Origin of the sequence: Tenacibaculum sp. SZ-18, assembly GCF_002813915.1 — a bacterium.
Lineage (GTDB): Bacteria > Bacteroidota > Bacteroidia > Flavobacteriales > Flavobacteriaceae > Polaribacter.
This window is the reverse complement of record NZ_CP019335.1, coordinates 3,289,787-3,312,084: the sequence shown is the minus strand read 5'-3', so window position 1 is coordinate 3,312,084 and position 22,298 is coordinate 3,289,787. Positions and strand designations below refer to the sequence as shown.

21 protein-coding genes are annotated in these 22,298 nt (G+C 32.3%); 11 read left to right on the top strand and 10 right to left on the bottom strand.

The window, feature by feature from the left end; genetic code table 11:
* Positions 1 to 49: 49 nt before the first annotated feature.
* A complete protein-coding gene (locus tag BTO06_RS15000; protein ID WP_100926082.1) occupies positions 50 to 706 on the top strand; it encodes a metal-dependent transcriptional regulator in 657 nt (218 codons plus the stop codon).
* Positions 703 to 1,539 (top strand): ZIP family metal transporter, encoded by an 837-nt coding sequence (locus tag BTO06_RS14995; RefSeq protein WP_100926081.1) that lies wholly within the window; start codon positions 703 to 705, stop codon positions 1,537 to 1,539. Before BTO06_RS15000 ends, BTO06_RS14995 begins: the two co-directional genes overlap by 4 nt.
* Positions 1,540 to 1,545: 6 nt before the next feature.
* Here BTO06_RS14995 and BTO06_RS14990 read toward each other — a convergent pair whose 3' ends face one another.
* From BTO06_RS14990 to BTO06_RS14980, 3 genes are read right to left on the bottom strand one after another with little or no spacing between them, the layout of a single operon-like run.
* Positions 1,546 to 2,691, bottom strand: a complete 1,146-nt coding sequence (locus BTO06_RS14990; RefSeq protein ID WP_100926080.1) for a hypothetical protein — start codon at positions 2,689 to 2,691, stop codon at positions 1,546 to 1,548.
* A gap of 19 nt (positions 2,692 to 2,710) precedes the next feature.
* Complete coding sequence (locus tag BTO06_RS14985; RefSeq protein WP_100926079.1) at positions 2,711 to 3,277, bottom strand: cysteine hydrolase family protein; 567 nt, start codon at positions 3,275 to 3,277, stop codon at positions 2,711 to 2,713.
* A complete protein-coding gene (locus BTO06_RS14980; RefSeq protein ID WP_100926078.1) occupies positions 3,274 to 4,221 on the bottom strand; it encodes a carbon-nitrogen hydrolase family protein in 948 nt (315 codons plus the stop codon). The genes BTO06_RS14985 and BTO06_RS14980 overlap by 4 nt, the downstream gene beginning before the upstream one ends.
* A 116-nt stretch (positions 4,222 to 4,337) precedes the next feature.
* Here BTO06_RS14980 and BTO06_RS14975 point away from each other — a divergent pair, with 116 nt between their 5' ends.
* The 6 genes from BTO06_RS14975 to BTO06_RS14950 all read left to right on the top strand — a co-directional run bounded on the left by BTO06_RS14975 (position 4,338) and on the right by BTO06_RS14950 (position 12,792).
* Positions 4,338 to 4,874, top strand: a complete 537-nt coding sequence (locus tag BTO06_RS14975) for a DUF2911 domain-containing protein (protein WP_100926077.1) — start codon at positions 4,338 to 4,340, stop codon at positions 4,872 to 4,874.
* 71 nt (positions 4,875 to 4,945) lie between these two features.
* Positions 4,946 to 8,068: a UvrD-helicase domain-containing protein gene (locus BTO06_RS14970; RefSeq protein WP_100926076.1), complete on the top strand. Its 3,123-nt coding sequence runs from the start codon at positions 4,946 to 4,948 to the stop codon at positions 8,066 to 8,068.
* 25 nt (positions 8,069 to 8,093) lie between these two features.
* Positions 8,094 to 9,287: a glycine C-acetyltransferase gene (kbl, locus tag BTO06_RS14965; RefSeq protein WP_100926075.1), complete on the top strand. Its 1,194-nt coding sequence runs from the start codon at positions 8,094 to 8,096 to the stop codon at positions 9,285 to 9,287.
* Between the two features lie 121 nt (positions 9,288 to 9,408).
* On the top strand, positions 9,409 to 10,800 hold the full coding sequence (locus BTO06_RS14960) for an OmpA family protein (RefSeq protein ID WP_100926074.1): 1,392 nt from the start codon (positions 9,409 to 9,411) through the stop codon (positions 10,798 to 10,800).
* Between the two features lie 167 nt (positions 10,801 to 10,967).
* Positions 10,968 to 12,479 (top strand): F0F1 ATP synthase subunit beta, encoded by a 1,512-nt coding sequence (atpD, locus tag BTO06_RS14955; protein WP_100926809.1) that lies wholly within the window; start codon positions 10,968 to 10,970, stop codon positions 12,477 to 12,479.
* Positions 12,480 to 12,498: 19 nt separating this feature from the next.
* Positions 12,499 to 12,792, top strand: coding sequence for a FoF1 ATP synthase subunit delta/epsilon (locus tag BTO06_RS14950; RefSeq protein ID WP_100926073.1), 294 nt, complete (start codon positions 12,499 to 12,501; stop codon positions 12,790 to 12,792).
* A gap of 77 nt (positions 12,793 to 12,869) precedes the next feature.
* Here BTO06_RS14950 and pyk read toward each other — a convergent pair whose 3' ends face one another.
* The 5 genes from pyk to BTO06_RS14925 all read right to left on the bottom strand — a co-directional run bounded on the left by pyk (position 12,870) and on the right by BTO06_RS14925 (position 17,106).
* Entirely contained in the window at positions 12,870 to 14,297 is a 1,428-nt protein-coding gene (gene pyk, locus BTO06_RS14945) for a pyruvate kinase (protein ID WP_100926072.1), read from the bottom strand.
* 3 nt (positions 14,298 to 14,300) lie between these two features.
* On the bottom strand, positions 14,301 to 14,771 hold the full coding sequence (locus BTO06_RS14940; protein ID WP_100926071.1) for an IPExxxVDY family protein: 471 nt from the start codon (positions 14,769 to 14,771) through the stop codon (positions 14,301 to 14,303).
* A gap of 85 nt (positions 14,772 to 14,856) precedes the next feature.
* Entirely contained in the window at positions 14,857 to 15,597 is a 741-nt protein-coding gene (rnc, locus tag BTO06_RS14935) for a ribonuclease III (RefSeq protein ID WP_100926070.1), read from the bottom strand.
* Positions 15,598 to 15,612: 15 nt separating this feature from the next.
* Positions 15,613 to 16,863, bottom strand: coding sequence for a beta-ketoacyl-ACP synthase II (gene fabF / locus BTO06_RS14930; RefSeq protein WP_100926069.1), 1,251 nt, complete (start codon positions 16,861 to 16,863; stop codon positions 15,613 to 15,615).
* A gap of 6 nt (positions 16,864 to 16,869) precedes the next feature.
* On the bottom strand, positions 16,870 to 17,106 hold the full coding sequence (locus BTO06_RS14925) for an acyl carrier protein (protein WP_075340350.1): 237 nt from the start codon (positions 17,104 to 17,106) through the stop codon (positions 16,870 to 16,872).
* 168 nt (positions 17,107 to 17,274) lie between these two features.
* Here BTO06_RS14925 and purN point away from each other — a divergent pair, with 168 nt between their 5' ends.
* Both purN and BTO06_RS14915 read left to right on the top strand, forming a co-directional pair.
* Positions 17,275 to 17,850 carry a phosphoribosylglycinamide formyltransferase gene (gene purN / locus BTO06_RS14920; protein WP_100926068.1) on the top strand — a complete coding sequence of 192 codons (576 nt, stop codon included), beginning with the start codon at positions 17,275 to 17,277 and terminating at the stop codon, positions 17,848 to 17,850.
* Complete coding sequence (locus BTO06_RS14915; RefSeq protein ID WP_100926067.1) at positions 17,843 to 18,481, top strand: ribonuclease H1 domain-containing protein; 639 nt, start codon at positions 17,843 to 17,845, stop codon at positions 18,479 to 18,481. Before purN ends, BTO06_RS14915 begins: the two co-directional genes overlap by 8 nt.
* A 1-nt stretch (position 18,482) precedes the next feature.
* On the opposite strand, the gene BTO06_RS14910 is transcribed toward BTO06_RS14915, so the two are convergent.
* Both BTO06_RS14910 and BTO06_RS14905 read right to left on the bottom strand, forming a co-directional pair.
* Positions 18,483 to 18,905, bottom strand: coding sequence for a hypothetical protein (locus BTO06_RS14910; protein ID WP_100926066.1), 423 nt, complete (start codon positions 18,903 to 18,905; stop codon positions 18,483 to 18,485).
* Positions 18,906 to 19,607: 702 nt separating this feature from the next.
* Entirely contained in the window at positions 19,608 to 20,819 is a 1,212-nt protein-coding gene (locus BTO06_RS14905; protein WP_100926065.1) for an aminotransferase class V-fold PLP-dependent enzyme, read from the bottom strand.
* A 90-nt stretch (positions 20,820 to 20,909) separates the two neighbouring features.
* Here BTO06_RS14905 and BTO06_RS14900 point away from each other — a divergent pair, with 90 nt between their 5' ends.
* A complete protein-coding gene (locus tag BTO06_RS14900) occupies positions 20,910 to 22,232 on the top strand; it encodes a serine hydrolase domain-containing protein (RefSeq protein WP_198517090.1) in 1,323 nt (440 codons plus the stop codon).
* Positions 22,233 to 22,298: the final 66 nt, after the last annotated feature.

The window sequence follows — 22,298 nt, the reverse complement described above, 5'->3', positions numbered from 1 at the left end:
TTAACTTTCATAAATCAAAAATTTGTATGTTTGCATAGAATTAAGTTCCATGTTTTCACAATCTGAGGAGAATTATATAAAAACCATTTACCATTTGGCGCTAGATTCCGATAAAGGAATTAGCACAAATGCTATTGCTAAACAATTAGATACAAAAGCATCTTCGGTTACAGATATGATTAAAAAACTATCTGATAAAGAAGTAGTGGTATATAAAAAGTATCAAGGTGTAAATCTAACCCGTTTTGGTAAAAGAGTTGCAACAGGAATTATTAGAAAACATAGATTGTGGGAAGTTTTTTTAGTAGAAAAATTAAATTTTTCTTGGGATGAAGTTCATGAAGTAGCTGAACAGTTAGAGCACATAAAATCACCTAAACTTATTAATGAATTAGATATTTTTTTAGGATACCCTAAACATGATCCACATGGAGATCCGATTCCAGATGAGGAAGGAAATATGCAGCAGATAGAGAAGAATCTTTTATCCGCATTACCTAAAGGAACAGTTGGAGTTTGTGTTGGAGTGAATGATAGTTCGTCTGATTTTTTAAAATTCTTGGATAAGCAAGGAATTGGTTTAGGAGTTGAAATTACTATAATAGATATCGAACCTTTTGATGGCTCTTTAACTATAGAAATTAATAACAAACCGCTGTCTATTTCAAATAAAATAGCTAGCAACTTATACATTAAAAAGATATGAGTTTTTTCGATCAAATAGTTGAGTTTTGTAAGGAATATCCAATACAAGGAGCGCTTTATGCATCTCTATTTACTTGGGGATTAACAGCTTTAGGAGCTGCTTTGGTTTTCTTTTTTAAGAAAATGAATCGAGCAGTATTAGATGGAATGTTAGGATTTACAGGAGGAGTAATGGTAGCTGCGAGTTTTTGGAGTTTATTATCTCCGGCAATTGAGAATAGCCCTGGAGAAGGATTTGTTAAAGTTTTACCATCTACTATTGGATTTGCTTTTGGTGCTTTGGCTTTATTTGGAATGGATAAATGGTTACCTCACTTACACATTAACTTTAAAGAAGATGAAGCAGAAGGTGTAAAAACAAATTGGCATAAAACAACTTTATTAGTATTAGCAATCACGCTTCATAATATTCCGGAGGGATTAGCTGTTGGAGTTTTATTTGGAGCAGCTTCAACATTAGTTGGAGTAGAGCAAACAGAAATGATTATTGCTGCTATTTCTTTAGCTATCGGAATCGGAATTCAAAACTTTCCGGAAGGTTTTGCGGTTGCAATGCCATTAAGGCGTCAGGGTGTAAGTAGAAGAAAGAGTTTTTGGTACGGACAATTATCTGCCATAGTTGAACCTTTTGCAGCGGTTTTAGGAGCGTTAGCTGTTTCGTTTTTCACTCCAATTTTGCCTTATGCATTAGCTTTTGCAGCGGGAGCAATGATTTTCGTAGTTGTGGAAGAAGTGATTCCAGAAACACAAAGAGATAAATATACTGATATTGCAACCCTTGGTTTTATTGGTGGATTTATTGTGATGATGTCTTTGGATGTTGGGTTAGGATAAACAGGATTAATAAGTTTTTGAAATTCTATTAATTGAAATATAGTTTTCAAAAGGATCATTAGAATTTACTATTCTATTTACAGAAATTAGAGTTAGATATTTATCATTTTTGATTATTAATGGAGTTGAAGACTCAGATAACTCGGAGTTAAATCTCTTTTCTGACATCAACTTACCATCTTTTGTTATTTTGAAAATATAAGGGAAACTCTCACCGTCTTTGTAAAGATTGACAGAAGCTGTGATTAGATAATTTTTATCTGAAATAATTATATTTCCTGCTTCTTCGTAGTAATGTTTGCTCAGTTCCTTTGTCCATATTATTTGTCCTTTTCTATTAAGTTTAGCTACTACAAGATTTTTTCTTGAGTTTTCTATGTATTTCGTTCCTGTTAAAATAAACGAGTTGTTTTTCAACTGTTTTATTTGTTTCGGAATAATAGATTTAGTTAAAGTTGATTTCCATAATATTTCACCATTAATTTTAGTTAAAATTAAAGTAGGATAATCAGATTTTTCATTAAGTGTTGTTATTAAAATATTGTTATTTGAAGTTGATGTAAGAGTGCAAGGATTCCCATATTCTTTGTGAAAAATACTCGAAATTAAGTTGCCATTAAAATCAAATTGTTCAAAAATTACACCATATTGGTTATCTTTATAAGCATCTGAAACTAGAGTTAGACTTTTATCTTTATTAAGGCAAATAAAACTATTCCCTGCTGGATGTTTTTCAGTTTTTAATTCTTTTTCCCAGAGTTTATTCCATTTATTATCATACTTACATAAAAAGTCATGAGTGTAATTTTTTCCCATAGTTACTCTCAATGTTTCTATTGTGTAAAAACCATCAATAGACTTTACATAATCAGTAACTGAATGGTTGAAGTTAACTTTGGAACTATTTATTATTCTTCCATTATCTGTTAGACTTACTATAAATTCTGTTGTTTCTAAAGTATCATCAATTGCATAATTGAGAAGAAATTTATTATTATCATTTTCGCTTTTAAAAAGACGAATATGGTGATCATAACCTAAAGAAATAGAGACTGATGAGATAATTTTGAAAGTAGATTCTTTTGAGTCAGCTGTTTCTTTTTTACATCCAAAAGAAATAACTAGTAAGAGAACAAATACTATTTTTTTCATTAATACTTTTTGTGTGATATTAAACTCTACTCAACAATTCATTTGTAGAAATAACGTCAGCAAATTCTTCATGTAAGTTTGCCAGTGTTGTTTGATGAATGGTTTCGGATGAAAAGATTTCTCCATTTATTCCTTTTCTGTCAAATGTCGCAGTAGCATCGCTAACTAATATGGTGTCGAAACCTAAATTTCCTGCCATTCTAGTTGTGGTAGAAATACAATGGTTTGTGGTCAATCCAACAATTACAACGTTCCTAATTTGTTGATTTTTAAGTGTAGTTTCAAGATTTGTTCCAATAAAAGCGCTATTCACATCTTTTACAATTACGGGCTCACCTGGTAGTGGTTTCACAATGTCTTGAATTTCAAAACCAGGGTGAGATTTATGTAATAATGATTTAGGGTTTTGCGAACTATGTTGAATATGATAAACAGGAAGTTTTAGCGCTCTCCATTCTTTTAAAACTTGAGCACATTTCTCTTCTGCATCTTTGTTATTTCTATTTCCACCCCAATAGGCTTCATCGTCAAATCCTTTTTGAATGTCAACTAGTAAAAGTGCTGTGTTTAATTCTCTTAATTTCATGAAAAATCGATGATAGATTGTCTTTCTCTATTTAAAGTTAATTTGGTGACATCTGGTCTTGAGTAATGACCAACACAATCAAAATTATGTCGTTCCTCAAGTACTGTTTGATAATCAATTTCACCCGTAAACAATCCTTCTTCTCCAACAACTGGCGGAATTACCCATTCTCCATCAGGTCCAGAAATACAAGATCCACCGTTCGCTAAAATTTTCGGTGCGTCCTTAATAATTAAATCATAATTTGGTGTGTCTTTAGGAAAATCATCAATAGACATAAATCCGCTTACAGAGACAACAAAAGACCTGCTTTCTTTTGCAATAAACTTTGTAATATCAAAAGTGTTTCTTTCCGCTCCAGGCCAAACTGCAATATGCAAGTTTTCTCCTTGTGCGTATAAAGCTGTTCTTGGTAAAGGCATCCAATTTTCCCAACAGTTTAATCCTCCAACAGTAAAATTCCCTAAAGGATGAACCGTTAAACCATGACCATCACCTGGAGACCAAGTTAGGCGTTCTTCGTATGTCGGTTGTAATTTTCTGTGAACAGATTGTATGGTTCCTGTTTTGTCAATATACACTAAAGAACAATATAAACTATGACCACCGCGATTAACCGCTCTTTCAATAATACCCAAATAAATTGCAATTGAATTTTCTTTGGCGGTTCTACAAATGCTATTCAAATCACCTTTTTCAACTTCAATGGAGTTTTTTAAATAATGAGCATGTATCTCTTTTTGGATTGGTGAGTTAAACTCAGAGCCATTAGTGATAGATAACCAGAAAGGATATCCTGGCAATAATCCTTCACCAAAAACTACAAGATCACATTCTTCTTTAGCGGCTTTTACAATATATGAATTGACTTTTTCGATGGTCTTTTCTTTGTTTAGCCAAACAGGAGAAATTTGCGCCATCCCAATTTTCAAGATACTGCTCATTAAATAGTTAAATAGGTTTGTTTGTATAACGAAGATAAACGAAAAGTTGCTTCAATTAGAAATTTCTACTGTATTTAACAGAGTCCGAAAAATTTGAATAGGATTATAACACATTACTGACTATTCCAGGCAAAGATAAATGGAAGCTAAAATGGCATAAATATGCTAGCTCAAATTGGAATGATTACAAAGAACAAACTCCTTATAAGGTAATGGAAGTTCTAGTAAAAGATTTAAAAGAAGTTGTAGAAACCTTTTCGATGAGATTTCAAAACAACTCATTGCACGGTTCAGATCTATATATTGAATGGGAAACAACTCGAGTTGAAATTTCAATAAAGATTCCGGAAGAATTAGAAATAGTTAATTCTATCAATAAAACCTTATCCGGTCCAAGTAATGCCGAATATTTTAGAGCAGCACTTTACCTTCATGAAACCAAAACTGATTTGCCAAAGGCGTTAGAATATATTCAAAAAGTTACTTCCTCAGAAAAAGCATTCTTTTTCCAAGTAACAAGGGAAGCTTTGATTTTAAAAGATTTGAATGAAATAAGTAAAGCAAAGAAAGTAGCCAAAAGGGCTTTGAGGTTATCTGAAAAAGTTAAGAATAACGATTTTATTAGAATTAATAAGGAAATACTTAGTCTATAAAAGCATAATATTTTAAAAAACACCTTACGAATTAGGGTGTTTTTTTAGTTAACTTGCATAAAAATTTAGTCGTGGAAGTAAGTCCTTCATTTCAAATATTTAATGCATCTGCAGGAAGTGGAAAAACATTTACGTTAGTGAAAGAGTACTTAAAAGTAGTACTACAATCGAGTGATGTGTTTTACTTTCAGAAAATATTAGCCATAACATTTACCAACAAAGCAGCTGGTGAAATGAAAGAGCGTGTAATGAAATCACTATCAGATGCTGCAGAAGAAGTTGAAAATGATATTATCGGGCAGATATTACAGGAAACGACTTTAGATAAAACAACTGTAAAAGAAAGAAGTACGAAGGTTTTAAATGCAATACTTCAAAATTACTCAGATTTTTCGATAACTACAATTGATAGTTTTACACATAAAATCATTAAAAATTTTGCTTTCGATTTAGGTTTGACTTTAAATTTTGAGGTCGAAATGGATGCCGTTTCATTATTAAATGAAGCAGTAGATATATTAATTTCAAAAATTGGAACTAGTAATGAGCTGACGAATCTTTTAATTGATTTCTCGTTGTCAAAAATTGATGAAGATAAATCTTGGGATATCAGCTTAGAGTTGAAAGAATTTTCGAAAATTTTATTGAACGAGGATGATGTAAAGCATTTTAGAATTTTACAACAAAGAACAACGTCTGATTTTATTAATCTGAAGCATAAGTTACAAAATCATCGAGTTCTAGTTGAAAAAAGATTGAAGGAAATAGGAATTGAAGGATTAGAAATTATTCAAACTGCTGGATTAGATCATAAAGATTTTTACTATTCATTACTTCCGAAACATTTTGCAGCCTTAAAAAATAATCCTAGCTCTGCTAAGTTTTTTGATCAAAGTAAACTAAAAGAGCGAATAGAAGAAAATTTATTCTATTCAAAAACAAAGTCAGATCATATAAAAAGTATCATAGAAGGAATTTTACCTCAATTACTGAAGCTATATACTGAATCAGAGAATTTGTTTAAAGATTTAGTGCTGCAAAAACTAACATTGAAAAGTTTAATTCCTCTAGCAGTTTTAAATACAATTAATAAGGAGCTTTCTAATTTAAAAGAGGAGAATAATATTCGTTTAAATGCCGAGTTCAACCAATTAATTTCTGACAACATAAAAGATCAACCCACACCATTCATATACGAGCGAATTGGAGAGCGTTTCATGCATTATTTTATTGATGAAATGCAGGATACTTCTGTGCTTCAGTGGGAAAATTTAATTCCTTTAGTTGACAATGCTTTGGCTCAAGGATATAGTAGTTTGTTATTGGTGGGTGATGCAAAGCAGGCAATTTATCGTTGGCGTGGAGGAAAAGCAGAGCAATTCATAAATTTAAGTAACGAGAATTATAAAGTCTTTCAGGCAGACAAAAGCATTGAAATTTTAGATACGAATTACCGAAGTTATTCAGAGGTTATTCAATTCAACAATGATTTTTTTCAACATGTTAGTGGGTATTTAGGGAATTCTGAATATCAGAATTTATTTATTGAAGGAAACAAGCAATTAAAAAACAAGAAGAAAGGTGGTCAAGTAACCATTAGTTTTTTAGAAAAGGAAGAGGATAAAGAAGCTGAAAAAAAGAAATATCCTCAAAAAGTATTTGAAACGATAAATGATCTAAGAAGCCAATATGCATTAAATGAAATTGCAGTTCTTGTGAGAAAAAAGAGTGAAGGAGTTCAAGTAGCAAATTATTTATCTGAAAAAGAAATACCGTTAATTTCTTCCGAAACCCTGTTGTTAAAAAATAGTGAGAAGGTAAATTTCATAAGTAATTTAATTCAGTTAATTCTTCAATCTGACAATGAGGAACTAAAGTTTGAGGTGTTACATTTTCTGTTTCATCATTTGTCAATTGAAGAAGAAATTCACACATTTTTGAATCAACTAATTAAGAAAGATATTGGAACTTTTTTTGCGGAACTACAGGTTTATAATATTCATTTTCAAATAAATGATTATTTTGAATTACCTCTTTACGATAAAGTTGAGTATATAATTAGAAGTTTTAATTTAATTGAAGATTCTGATGCATACGTGCAGTTTTTCTTGGATATTGTTCTAGATCAGCAAAATAAAGGCAATGACGTTCATGACTTTATGGAGTATTGGAATCTTAAGAAAGATTTGTTAAGTATTGTTACTTCTGAAGATGCTGAAGCTGTTCATATAATGACCATTCATAAATCTAAAGGTTTAGAGTTTCCAGTTGTGATTTTCCCTTATGATTTGGATGTTTATCGTCAAGTCAAACCTAAGGTTTGGTTTGATAGTATTCCAGAATCCTATGAAGGTTTTAGCGAGTTGCTTATCGATTTTAATAAATCAATAGGTTACATAAATGAAAGAGGATCGGAATTATATGATCGGCAAATTCAAGAATTAGAATTAGATAATTTTAATTTGTTATATGTTGCATTAACGAGAGCAGTTGAGCAATTGCATATTATTACTGAAAAAAGATTGTCTAAGTCTGGAGAAAATACGAATTATTATTCTGGTTTGTTTATTTCATTTTTGAAAAAACTCGGATTGTGGAATGATAATGAGATCGAGTATAAATTCGGTGATTGTAATAGAATAAGTTCCCAAGAACGAACCAAAAGCGAAATCCAAATTCAAGAAAAGTTTATTACTACACCTTGGCAAAGTCATAATATTTTATTGTTAGCAAGTGATTCGAAATTATGGGATACTGATCAGGAAGAGTCTGTTCAATATGGTAATTTAATGCATGCTATCTTAGCTGAAATTCATTCAGTAGACGATTTAGAAAGTGTTTTTCATTTTTATGAAATGAGAGGAGATATATCTGCTACTTTACTAAAAACGATTAAAAACTTAGTTGTTAAAATCGTAGGTCATGATGAATTAGAAAAGTATTTTTCTGATGAAGTTCAAGTGTATAATGAGAAAGATATTTTAACTCAACAAAGCACAATTATTATTCCTGATAGACTTGTTTTCAAGAATGATTTAGTTACAATTATAGACTACAAAACAGGAATAGAAAATGATTCTCACGTATATCAAATTAAACATTATGGGAACGAGCTAGAAAAGTTAGGGTTTAATATTGATAAAAAATTACTTGTATACATAAATGATGAAGTTTTAGTTAAAGAAATTGACTAATTTTACATCGCAAACAAACTATACTATGTACGGAAAAATCAAAGAACATTTACAACAAGAAATTCAGGATATTAAAGATGCTGGATTATATAAAAGTGAAAGAATAATAACTTCTTCTCAAGATGCAGTTATTAAAATTTCCACAGGAGAAGAAGTAATTAACTTTTGTGCGAATAACTATTTAGGTCTTTCAAATAACAAGGAAGTGATCAAGGCTGCCAAAGATGTTATGGATACTCATGGATTTGGAATGTCATCTGTTCGTTTCATTTGTGGAACTCAAGATATTCATAAACAATTGGAAGCTAAAATCGCTGAGTTTTATCAAACAGAGGATACAATTTTATATGCTGCTGCTTTTGACGCAAACGGAGGAGTTTTTGAACCTTTATTGTCAAAAGAAGATGCAATTATATCAGATAGTTTAAATCATGCATCAATCATTGATGGTGTGAGATTGTGTAAAGCTGCCCGTTATCGTTATAATAATAATGATATGGCTTCTTTAGAAGAGCAGTTAATTGAAGCAAATAAACAAAATCATAGATTCAAGATAATTGTTACGGACGGTGTTTTCTCTATGGATGGAATCGTTGCGAAGCTCGATGAAATCTGTGATTTAGCGGAAAAGTACGACGCTTTAGTTATGATTGATGAGTGTCATGCTGCTGGTTTTATTGGAGCCACAGGACGAGGAACTTTAGAATTAAAGAATGTTCTAGGTAGAATTGATATTATTACGGGAACACTAGGGAAAGCTTTAGGTGGCGCAATGGGAGGATATACCACAGGTAAAAAAGAGATAATTGAAATATTGCGTCAAAGATCTAGACCATATTTGTTCTCTAATTCTCTTGCTCCAGCAATCGTTGGAGCATCATTAAAAGTGTTTGATATTCTTTCGAATGACACTTCACTAAGAGATAAGTTGGAGTGGAATACAAATTACTTTAGAACAGAAATGGAAAAGGCGGGATTTGATTTAGTGGGTGCAGATGCTGCGATTGTTCCTGTAATGTTATATGATGCAAAGCTGTCGCAAATAATGGCTGATAAATTACTTGATGAAGGGATTTATGTTATTGGATTTTTCTATCCAGTTGTACCAAAAGAACAAGCAAGAATAAGAGTGCAATTATCTGCTGCGCATGATAAAGAGCATTTAGATAAGGCAATAAATGCGTTCATAAAAGTTGGAAAAGAGTTAAACGTTATTTAGTAATTAGAATGACAAAAACTTGTTTTTTTTATAAGTTTTTGTAGATTTGCTTTTGTAAATAAGTTTTAAGAACTTACATTTGCTATATATATAAACGAACTTTTAATTTAAATTTTTGATAATGAAACAATTAAGAATAGCTGTGGCTATGTTTGCGTTTCTAACGTTCATCAACGTTAACGCACAAGATGAAAACAACCCTTGGGCTGTTGGTTTCGGTATTAACACTGTAGATGTTAGAATTCCATCAGAGTTTGGTGACTATGTACAAGATTACATTGGAACAAGCGAATGGGGAGATAATACTTTACCTTCAATCTCAAGAATAAGCATTGATAGATACTTGAGTGATGGATTCACGTTGCAATTAGCGGGTTCTATAAACAAAGTAAAAACTTTTGCTTCTGAAGAAGACATTGATGAGCTTTACTGGGCTATCGATTTAATTGCTAAGTGGGATTTAAATAATGTTATTGGAGATACTGCTTGGTGGGATCCTTACGTATACGTAGGGGGTGGTTTTGTTGACTTTGGAACAATGGAAGCTGGAAACTTTGTAGAAGGTAGTGAAGGTACTTTAAACTTAGGTGCTGGTTTTAATGTTTGGTTTAACGACAATATCGGTGTGAACTTCCAAACTGGTGCTAAAAAAGAATTTGCTGACAAAGTTCGTGATCATTTCCAACATTCATTTGGTCTAGTTTTCCGTTTTGGAGGAAAAGATACAGATGGTGATGGAGTTTATGACAAAAATGATGCTTGTCCAGATGTTGCTGGTCTAAAAGAATTCAATGGTTGTCCAGATGCTGACGGAGACGGAATCAAAGATTCTGACGACGCATGTCCGAATGAAGCTGGTATAGCTGCATTAAATGGATGTCCAGATGCTGACGGTGACGGTATTGCTGACAAAGACGATGCTTGTCCAAATGAAGCTGGAACTAAAGCAATGAATGGTTGTCCAGACGCTGACGGTGATGGAATCGCTAATAATAAAGATAAGTGTCCAAACGAGGCAGGTCCTGCTGAAAATGGAGGATGTCCTTGGGGAGATAAGGATAATGACGGAGTTACTGACAACTTAGATAAGTGTCCAGATGTTCCAGGTGTTGCTTCTAGACAAGGTTGTCCTGAGCCAAAGCCAGTTATTACTGAACAAGCGAAGAAAGAAATGGATGAGTTTGCTAGAGCTATTTATTTCAATTCAGGAAGATCTTCTTTCAGACCTGGTGTTACTGGAAAGTTAAAAGCAATTGCTGGAATCATGAATGAATATCCAAATGCTAATTTTAACATCGAAGGTCATACAGATAGTTCAGGTGCTGCAAAAACTAACCAAAGATTATCTGAAAAAAGAGCTAAAGCTGTTTTAGATTATTTAATTAACAAAGGTGGAGTGGCAGCTTCAAGATTATCATCAGCTGGTTTAGGTGAAGACTATCCTATTGCTACTAATAAAACTAGAGCTGGTAGAGCACAAAACAGACGTGTAGAGATTAATTTAAAGAAGTAATCGATACCAACATATAACATAGAAAGCCTTGCTTAAGCAAGGCTTTCTTCTTTTTTTAAAATTATTATATAAAGACTTTTAATATTGTTATAAAAAAATTACCTTTGCGCTCTGAAAAGTGGGATAAATATCACTTAATAAATACAATAACTAAATTACAGAAAGTAATGTCTACAATAACAGGTAAAGTTTCTCAAATTATTGGTCCAGTTATCGATGTTGAGTTTAATACAGAAAACGCTGAATTGCCAAAGATTTATGATTCGTTAGAAATTAAAAAGGCTGACGGAACTATATTAGTTTTAGAAGTTCAACAACACATCGGTGAAGATACTGTACGTACTATCTCAATGGATGCTACTGATGGTCTTAAAAGAGGTCAAGATGTAGTAGCTACGGGTAATCCAATTCAAATGCCAATTGGAGATGATATCTATGGACGTTTATTTAATGTAACAGGTGAGGCGATTGATGGTTTAGGAGATTTACCAAAAGAAGGTAAAGATGGTTTACCAATTCACCGTCAAGCACCAAAGTTTGAGGAGTTATCTACATCTACAGAGGTTTTATTTACAGGAATTAAGGTAATTGATTTAATAGAGCCTTATGCAAAAGGTGGTAAGATTGGATTATTCGGAGGAGCAGGAGTAGGTAAAACAGTATTGATTCAGGAGTTAATTAACAATATTGCAAAAGGACACGGTGGTTTATCGGTATTTGCTGGTGTAGGAGAAAGAACTCGTGAGGGGAACGATTTATTACGTGAGATGTTAGAATCTGGTATTATTAAATATGGTGATGATTTTATGCACTCAATGGAAGAAGGTGGATGGGATTTATCAAAAGTAGAGAAAGATACTATGAGAGATTCAAAGGCTACTTTCGTTTTCGGACAAATGAATGAGCCACCAGGTGCACGTGCAAGAGTTGCGTTATCTGGGTTAACAATAGCAGAGTATTTCCGTGATGGAGCTGGAGAAGACCAAGGTAAGGATGTATTATTCTTCGTTGATAATATTTTCCGTTTTACACAAGCAGGTTCTGAAGTGTCTGCCTTATTAGGTCGTATGCCATCTGCGGTAGGTTACCAACCAACTTTAGCTACAGAAATGGGAGCAATGCAAGAACGTATTACTTCTACTAAAAAAGGATCTATTACTTCTGTTCAGGCAGTATATGTACCTGCAGATGATTTAACGGATCCAGCACCAGCAACAACATTCGCTCACTTAGATGCAACTACGGTATTATCACGTAAAATTGCTGAGTTAGGTATTTATCCTGCGGTGGATCCATTAGATTCTACTTCAAGAATTTTAACGGCAGATATTCTAGGAGATGAGCATTATAATTGTGCACAAAGAGTAAAGGAGTTGTTACAGCGTTATAAAGAGTTACAAGATATTATTGCTATTTTAGGTATGGAGGAATTATCTGAAGAGGATAAATTAGTAGTACACAGAGCGCGACGTGTGCAACGTTTCTTATCTCAACCTTTCCATGTAGCAGAGCAATTTACTGGAATTCCAGGAGTATTAGTTGATATTAAAGACACTATTAAAGGATTCAACATGATCATGGATGGAGAGTTAGATAAGTATCCTGAAGCTGCATTTAACTTAAGAGGATCTATTGAGGATGCTATTGAAGCTGGAGAGAAAATGTTAGCTGAGGCTTAATAATTAATACTGATCGATTATGTTTTTAGAAATTGTAACTCCAGAAGCTGTAGTATTCTCATCAGAAGTTGATTCTGTTGTGGTGCCAGGCGTTGATGGAGAGTTCCAAGTTTTAAACAATCACGCACCAATCGTGTCCGTTTTAAACGAAGGATTAGTTAAAGTACATGTTCACAGTCAAATTCATTTAGTTTTTGATGATTTACACGGTAGTCTTGAAAAATTACCGGCAGATGATAAAGTGTTAACTTTGGCAATCAATTCTGGAACACTTGAAATGAAAGACAATAAGGTTGTTTTATTAGCAGATTAAACCTTATTTAAATATTAAAATAAAAACCCGTAAGATTGTTAATTTACGGGTTTTTTTAATACTTATTTTTTTTCTGATTAATCGATTTGAGAAGCTCTTAGTGTATTTACCATTCCCTTTTCATCCACTGGCATAGAACTCAAATTAATAACGAATTCTCCAGGTTTTACAAATCCTTTTTCTTTGATAATTTCATTTAAATCTTTTATAGTGTCGTCAGTATTTAATTCACGATCATAATAAAAGGCCCTAACTCCCCATAGTAAATTTAACTTACCAAGAATTCTTCTTTCGGATGAAAATGCAATTACGTGTGATTTTGGACGCCAAGCTGATATTTGAAATGCAGTATATCCACTATTAGTTAAAGTTGATATAGCTGAAGCTTTAATGTCATCAGCCATAAGAGCTGCATGATAACAGACAGATTTTGTAATGAAACGATTAGTTCTAATGTGTGGTGCTTCAACAGGAACTTTAATTAAGTCTGAGAATTCTACACTACCAATAATTTCTGTCATCTTTTGGATAACACGTAAAGGATGTTTTCCAACAGATGTTTCTCCTGATAACATAACGGCATCCGCTCCGTCCATAATAGAATTTGCAACATCATTAACTTCCGCTCTCGTTGGAACACTATTATCAATCATAGTTTCCATCATTTGCGTTGCAATAATAACCGGAATTCTTGCTTTTTTAGCTCGTCGAACTAACATTTTCTGTATTAATGGAACATCTTGCATTGGTACTTCAACACCTAAATCACCTCTTGCTACCATTAATCCATCACAATAAGGAACCAAAGCGTCAATATTTTCTACTGCTTCAGGCTTTTCGATTTTAGCAATTACTGGAACTCTATAACGTGATTTTTGTTTGATTAAATCGCGCAGCATTCTTAAATCCTCGGGATTTCTAACAAATGATAGAGCAATCCAATCTACTTCTTGCTCTAGAGCGAAAACAACATCTTTTTTATCTTTTTCTGTTAAAGCAGGTAAAGAAATATTTGTATTAGGAAGGTTTACACCTTTTTTCGATTTTAATGGTCCTCCAACGATTACTTTGGTTACTACATTTTTTGTTCTATCCGTAGAAATTACCTCAAATTGGAGTTTACCATCATCAACAAGAATATTTTCCCCAGGTTTTACATCTTTAGGAAATTGTTGATAAGTCATGAAAGCCTTTTTATTGTTACCTTTACATTTCTCTGTAGTGAAAGTAAAATTATCTCCTGCTTTTAACTCGATATCATCTTCCATTATACCAACTCGTAATTTTGGACCTTGTAAATCAGCTAAAACAGCTACATTATATCCTCTTTCCTCATTTATTTCACGAATTTGGAGTATTCTTTCCTTAACTGTATCGTAATCGGCATGAGAGAAGTTAATTCTAAACACATTAACGCCAGCAGCAGCCATTTCTGCTAAGATTTCTTTTGTATTTGTGGCAGGTCCTAAAGTAGCTACTATCTTTGTTTTCTTGTTATGTGGCATAGGTTAAAAGATTAAAAATTCTTTTGATTTTAGTTTGTTTGTATCTATAATGTATGAGGTGATTACTTCAGGGATGAGATTAATCACTTCGTTTATCTTGTCAATATTAGTTTGAGTAACGTCGCCTTCTAATTTTAGAAAGAAATCGACTTTCTTTTTCTCTGGAATTAAATAGATTCTTGTTTCATTTTCAGAAAAAAGCCCGATATTATCAGTCTTGACATGCATCTTACACAAATTAGAGACTAAAAACCAAGACTCTTCACTATTAGAATCAGTATATTCATATAAAGGAAAAAATGCTTTATTGGATGTACTAAAGATATCAACATCATTATCACATCGTTTAAGATTTATTCCTAAGTATAAGTTTAATAAGTATGCGAGTCGATATTCTTCAATTGCACTGTGAATACCTACAATAGAGTATTTATCGCACAAAAAATCGTCAAAACTTACCGTATGAACTTGCATAAAACTGACTATTTACTCACGTGCTAAGTTAAAGAATGTAATGGTAAGATAAGGTGAAAAAAAACGAAAACGATTTCGATTTTAACTAATGAAGATCATTAATTTCACTTTGGAAAGCATAATAAACCCTTTTGGCGGCCATTTCTTCTGCTTTTTTCTTAGAAGTAGCTCTTCCTTTAGCAATCTTTTGCCCATCAATGTAGACAATTACACTAAAGTGTTTTTGAACTTGTTTTCCTGTATCTTCATAGCTTTCAAAAAGATATTTTCTTTTTGTTTTTTGACACCATTCGATTATATATCCTTTATAACTTGAAATTTTATTTTCAAGCTTTTGAAGGTCTACATAAGGAATAATCACTTGATCGTAGATGAACTGGTGACAATAGTTATATCCACGGTCTAAATAAATGGCTCCTATCAGAGCTTCAAAAATATTACCATGAATATTTTCTCCGATTTGATTCTGATTGATATTACTCTTAACGAAGCGAATAAGATCTAAATCTTGACCTAGCTTGTTTAAACTTTCTCTGCTTACCACTTTAGAGCGCATTTGCGTTAAGTAGCCTTCATTTCCTCTAGGTGCTTCTTTGTACAAAAAAGAAGCGATTACAGAACCTAATATTGCGTCTCCTAAAAACTCTAATCGTTCATAGTTGATAGGCTTACCTTTGCTATCAGTCAATTTAAGAGACCGATGAATAAACGATCTTTTATAATGATCTAATTTTATAGGTTTAAAGTTGAGTAGTGCTTTTAAATCATAGTAAAATTCTTCGTCCTCCTTAGTTTTTGGTCGAACTATTTTTCGAAGAAAATTCATATGGAGTAATTGATATTAGTCTAATTTTCTAAAAGCTACACAAGCATTGTGTCCTCCGAATCCAAACGTATTACTCATTGCAACTTTTATCTCTCGTTTTTGAGGCTTATTTAAAGTTAAATTTAAATCGGGATTGATATTTTCATCCGGATTTGAGTGATTAATAGTTGGAGGTACAATTCCATGTTTCATTGCCAATATAGAGGCAATTGCTTCGATAGCACCAGCAGCACCTAATAGATGCCCTGTCATAGATTTTGTAGAATTAATATTTATGTTTTTAGCGTGATCACCAAAAACTGCTGAAATTGCTTTTAATTCTGCTACATCACCTAAAGGTGTAGAAGTTCCGTGAGTATTAATATGATCTACTTCTTCAGGTTTAATTCCCGCGTTTTCTAAACAATTTTTCATTACAGCAATTACTCCTAATCCTTCAGGATGTGGTGCTGTCATGTGATGTGCGTCAGAAGATAATCCTCCACCCATAACTTCGGCATAAATTTTTGCACCTCTAGCTTTAGCGTGTTCATATTCTTCTAAAATTAATGCACCAGCTCCTTCTCCTAAAACAAATCCATCTCTTTGAGCGTCAAATGGTCTTGATGCTCCTTCTGGGTCATCATTTCTAGTTGATAAGGCGTGCATTGCATTAAATCCACCCATCCCAGCAATAGTAACAGCTGCTTCACTACCTCCAGATACAATTACGTCGCAATGACCTAGGCGTATATAGTTTAAAGCATCAATTAAAGCATTTGCTGATGATGCACATGCAGACACAGTAGTGTAATTCGGTCCCATGAAACCATTTTTAATAGAAATGTTTCCTGGAGCGATATCCGCAATCATTTTTGGAATAAAAAAAGGATTGAATCTAGGGCTTCCGTCACCTTTAGCGTAGTTTAAAACTTCGTCTTGGAAAGTTTCCAAACCACCAATCCCGGCTCCCCAAATAACTCCAACTCTTAATTTATTGATTTTGTCTAAGTTTAACTTAGCATCTTTGATAGCCTCATCTGAAGCAATCATTGCATACTGTGTAAACCTATCCATTCTTCTTGATTCCTTTCTGTCAATGTAATTTTTAACATTGAAATTTTTCAGTTCACAAGCGAAACGAGTTTTGAACTTGGCAGCATCAAAATATGTAATAGGGGCTGCCCCGCTAACTCCGTTAACTAAGCCATTCCAATATTCTTCAATATTATTTCCTATTGGCGTTAATGCGCCAAGTCCAGTTATAACAACTCGTTTTAATTGCATATATTTTTACTTTTTAGCTTCTTCAATATAGCTTATTGCTTGACCTACTGTAGCAATGTTTTCTGCTTGATCGTCTGGGATTTGAATATCAAATTCTTTTTCGAATTCCATGATTAACTCAACAGTGTCTAACGAGTCTGCTCCTAAATCGTTAGTAAAACTTGCTTCGTTAGTTACTTCGTTATCGTCAACTCCTAACTTATCAACGATAATTGCCTTTACTCTTGATGCAATGTCTGACATAATTTTCTAATTTTTTAAATTTAAAATCGACGCAAAAATACAAATCTTAGGTTTTAATTCTAATTTTTGCTCAAAAATGTGAGTCTAAAATAAAAAATCTTTTGATTTACACCTCATTGATGTTAATAATTATTGTTTTTTTGCAGTCAATATATAGTGTCTTATTTTATGAAACGAATTGTAATTTTTGCCTCTGGTTCTGGAAGTAATGCCGAAAATATTATTAAGTATTTTCAAACTAGGGATTCTATTTCAGTTACGCATGTACTTACTAATAATCAGCAAGCCAAAGTTTTAGTTAGGTGTAAAAGGTTAAATATGAATTCTATGGTTTTTAACAGAGAAGAATTCACTAAAACTAATAAAATCATCGATTTCTTAAAAAAGGAAGCTGATTATATCGTATTAGCTGGGTTTTTATGGAGGATTCCTGTGAATATTGTTGAGGCTTTTCCTAATAGAATTATTAATATTCATCCTGCTTTATTACCGAAATATGGAGGAAAAGGAATGTATGGAATGAATGTTCATAGGGCTGTAAAAGAAAACTTTGAGGAAGAAACAGGTATTACAATTCACTATGTAAATGAGAATTACGATGAAGGAGCTATAATTTTTCAAGCTAGATGTAAACTATTTACGAGCGATACACCAGAAGATATTGCTCAAAAAGTACATAAATTGGAGTATGAACACTTTCCAAAGGTTATAGAACAAATAATTTTAAATAAGAAAATTGGCTAAAAAAAAGAAGTTTTATGTGGTTTGGAAAGGTAAGAAACCTGGAATATATTCTTCTTGGAATGAATGTAAAGAACAAATTAATGGGTTTGAAGGAGCTCAATATAAATCTTTTGTGAGTGAATCCGAGGCTAACTTAGCGTTGAAAAAAACCTATAATGACTACAAGGGTAAAGACACTAGAAAAATAACACTTACTAAAGAGGAGTTAGTAAAGTTTGGAAAACCAATATTAAATAGTTTGTCCGTAGATGCTGCTTGTTCTGGTAACCCAGGTGCGATGGAATACAGGGGTGTTGATACAAAGACCAAAAAACAAATATTTATACAAGGACCATTTAAAAAAGGAACAAATAACATAGGTGAATTTCTTGCAATTGTTCACGGATTAGCTTTTTTGAAAAGTAAAAACGAACATAACTATCCAATATATACAGACTCAAAGATTGCTATGAGTTGGGTAAAAAAGAAACAATGTAGAACTAACGTTACATTTTCGGATGAAAATAAAGATCTTTTGGATATGATAAAGAGAGCAGAGAAGTGGCTTCAGGAGAATAACTACAGTAACCCTATTTTAAAATGGGAAACTAAGGCTTGGGGAGAAATTCCTGCTGATTTCGGACGTAAGTAATTTATTCTTTACATAAGGTTTTCATTAATTCAATTAAAACTTTGAGTTTTTTCGGTGGATTATCATCATCGAATTGACTAGAAACATAATTATTAGATTCAGTTTTAATCGAAAGAGTCGCCTGTAATGCTCCGTCAAAAGCTCTTTTATTCGATGGAGCTTTAATATTCGATATGTTTTGTAAATCAATTTTCTTTATTAAATCAGTTAATTGTTTCTTCTGATCAGAGTCAATACCGAAAGTTTTGGAAGTCTCGTAAGTTTTATAAAATATAGCTTTATCAGAAATTGTAATGTTTTCTAGTTTACCGCGGGTTTGCGCATTAAATACAATCTCTTGAATGGAATCTGAACTTATATTGCTTTTTTGTGAAACACCATTCAAAGATGTAAATAAAATGACTATTAATTTAAAATATTTCATAATCTGTTTTATTTAAAAAGTGTCTTGTAAAATATGACGCTTGAATATAAACAATTTATTCTAGCTTAGTTTAAGATATAAATTATGGGGACCACTTGATTAGAAAGTAGTTCTCATTATTTCTTTTGTCTTTGAGAGAATAAACTCATACAACCATGATTATGTCTTAGAACTTTTTATTGAACCTTGGTTTTCGTTTAACTGATGGTTTAATACTTTCATTGATTGATATTTCGAATTTACTTTTTTTTATTTACTATCTAACTAGTGGTAAGTACTTGTTAATATTATGCTTAGGTAAAAGTATTTACTGTGAATTCTATATTTTAATTGTAAGGATATTTAGTTGAAAGATTTACTATTGTAACGATCCTTAAAAACCTTTCTTATTGGGTAAAATTTAAAGGTTGGATAATCGTAACAACAGTACCCCCGTAAATTTTCTGAACTTTTTTCGTTAAAAAATCAACAAAGAAGTTAGAAAGAAATTAATGGTTTTGATTAAGAACTTATTTTTGATGTTATAAGAAGAGTTATTTCTAATGTAATAGTATGATAAATGAACTTTTCTAGGATAACAAATAGTTAGAAGTTCGTTTACTCGTAAAAACGCATTAATTATTTTTTTACAAAACAGAAAAGAGCACTAAAAAATAAAACTATATAATACTTCTATGGTTTGTATTTTGATATAGAATGGATTTAACTCAGCATCATTTTTGCCTTTTTAACTGCAGCAACTAATGTGTCAATTTCTTCTTTTGTATTGTAAAAAGATAAGGATGCTCGAACTGTTCCGGGTATTTTAAAATAATCCATAATTGGTTGAGCACAATGGTGACCAGTTCTTACAGCAATTCCAAGTTTGTCAAGAATAGCTCCGATATCATACGGGTGAATATTGGCTATGTTAAAAGAAACTACTGATGTTTTATTAGCAGTACCATATATTTTAAGTCCTTCTATTTCAGTTAGTTTCTCGGTTGCATAATGTAAAAGTTCATTTTCACGTTCTTGAATGGTTTCAAAACCAATAGAATTCATGTAGTCTACAGCTGCACCAAATGCGATACCACCACAAATATTTGGTGTACCTGCTTCAAATTTATGAGGTAAACCTGCGTAGGTTGTTTTTTCGAATGTTACCGTTTCTATCATTTCTCCTCCGCCTTGATAAGGAGGTAACATTTCTAGCAATTCTTTCTTTCCGTAAAGGATTCCAACTCCCGTAGGGCCACACATTTTATGAGCAGAAGTCACATAAAAATCTACATCTAATTTTTGAACATCTGGTTTAATGTGAGGACAAGCTTGCGCTCCATCAATTAAAACGTAAGCTCCAAATTTATGTGCTTTATGAATTAAAGTTTCAATAGGATTAATAGTTCCTAAGGCATTTGATACGTGATTGCAAAAAACTAGTTTTGTTTTGTTTGTAAGCAATTCATCAAACAAATCCATTCTCAAAGAACCATCTTCATTCATAGGAAGTACTTTTAACTGAGCTCCAGTTTTCTCACACATCATTTGCCAAGGCACAATATTAGAATGATGTTCCAAAGCAGATACAATTACTTCATCTCCTTCTTTTATGATAGAAGAAAAACCAGAAGCAATTATATTGATACTTTCAGTAGTACCAGCGGTGAAAATTATCTCATAAGAATGTTTTGCATTGAAGTGATTTTGAATTTTAACACGAGCCTCCTCATACTTATCTGTAGCTTCTTGACTTAACGTGTGTACTCCACGATGAATATTTGCATTATAGTTAGTATAATAATTAACTATTGTATCGATAACTTGTTTTGGTGTTTGCGATGTTGCACCATTATCAAAATATATCAAAGGTTTACCATGAACTTCTCTTTTCAAAATCGGGAAATCTTCACGGATTGTGTCAATATCAAACATGAAATATTAATTTGTAACAAAAATACGGCTATACAGGCAAACGAACAATCAATCACTTAAATTCTTACATTTGTTTAAAATTTATCTTACATGAGAATAATTAAGAGAGGTCTACTATTACTTTTCACTATTTTACTTTTAATTGGTTTTTATAATTACCCAAAGCTAAACATTTTAGCAGGTTATTCTGCAAAAATGACGGGTTCTTCAGTTTTTTTAGCTGAAAGAGATTTAGTATTTACTGATTCTACCGATACTAATTTTTCGCCAATAAACTTAGCGACTAATACAATAAATGAAGAGAACAAAACTGCCCAGTCTTCTGCATTAGGTTTGTTAAAACGTACTTCAAAGTACAGAGAAGGATTTGGTAATGTATTATTAGTTGATGGTTTTGAACTTGATAGTAATATGAAAAAACCAACTAGATCTAAACCGGATGATACAACTGAATTCCCTTACGGGAATGCAGAGCCAAAAGATTCAGTATTTGCTAATATTGATTACGATAAGTTAAATTCTACCGTTGATGAAATGTTTAACAGTGTTAATAAAACAAGAGTAATACTTGTAATATACAAGGATAAGATTATTACGGAGAGATATGATACTGGCTTTGATAAAAACTCCAAATTCCTTGGTTGGTCAATGACTAAAAGTATTACGAGCGCTTTGTTTGGTGTTTTACAAAGCAAAGGGCTTATAGATGTTAATGATAAAGCGCCTTTTGAAGAATGGAGTAATGATGATAGAAAAGATATTACAATTCATAATTTACTTCAAATGAATAGTGGATTGGAATGGGATGAGGATTATAACACAATTTCTGATGTTACCAAAATGTTGTTCCTAACGGAAGATGTTACTAAAATTCAGTTAGGAAAACAGTTAATAGGAAAACCAAACGAAACTTGGAATTACTCTTCTGGAACGACAAATTTACTTTCTGGAATTTTAAGAAAACAGTTTGATACACATCAAAAATATTTAGACTTCTGGTATAGCGGTTTAATTGATAGGATTGGAATGAATTCAATGACAGTTGAAACGGATATGGTTGGTAATTATGTTGGTTCTTCTTATGCGTGGGCAACCGCTCGAGATTGGGCTAAATTAGGATTACTATATTTACATGACGGAAATTGGAATGGAGATTCTTTATTTGATAAAGATTGGGTAAAATACGCAACTACACCAACCCCAACTTCTGATGGTTGGTATGGAGCCCAAATTTGGTTAAATGCAGGAGGAAGATATTCTGATGTTCCAAAAAACATGTTCTCTTTTAATGGTTATCAAGGTCAGAATGTATTTATTCTACCAGACCAGGATTTAGTAGTTGTAAGATTAGGATTAACGAAAAATGCAGATGTTAATAATTTCTTAAGCGGCGTGATGAATTCCTTTAAATAAAGGTAAAGACGATTAAAAATATAATCAATATATAACAACAAAAAATGCTCGAGTTAAACTCGAGCA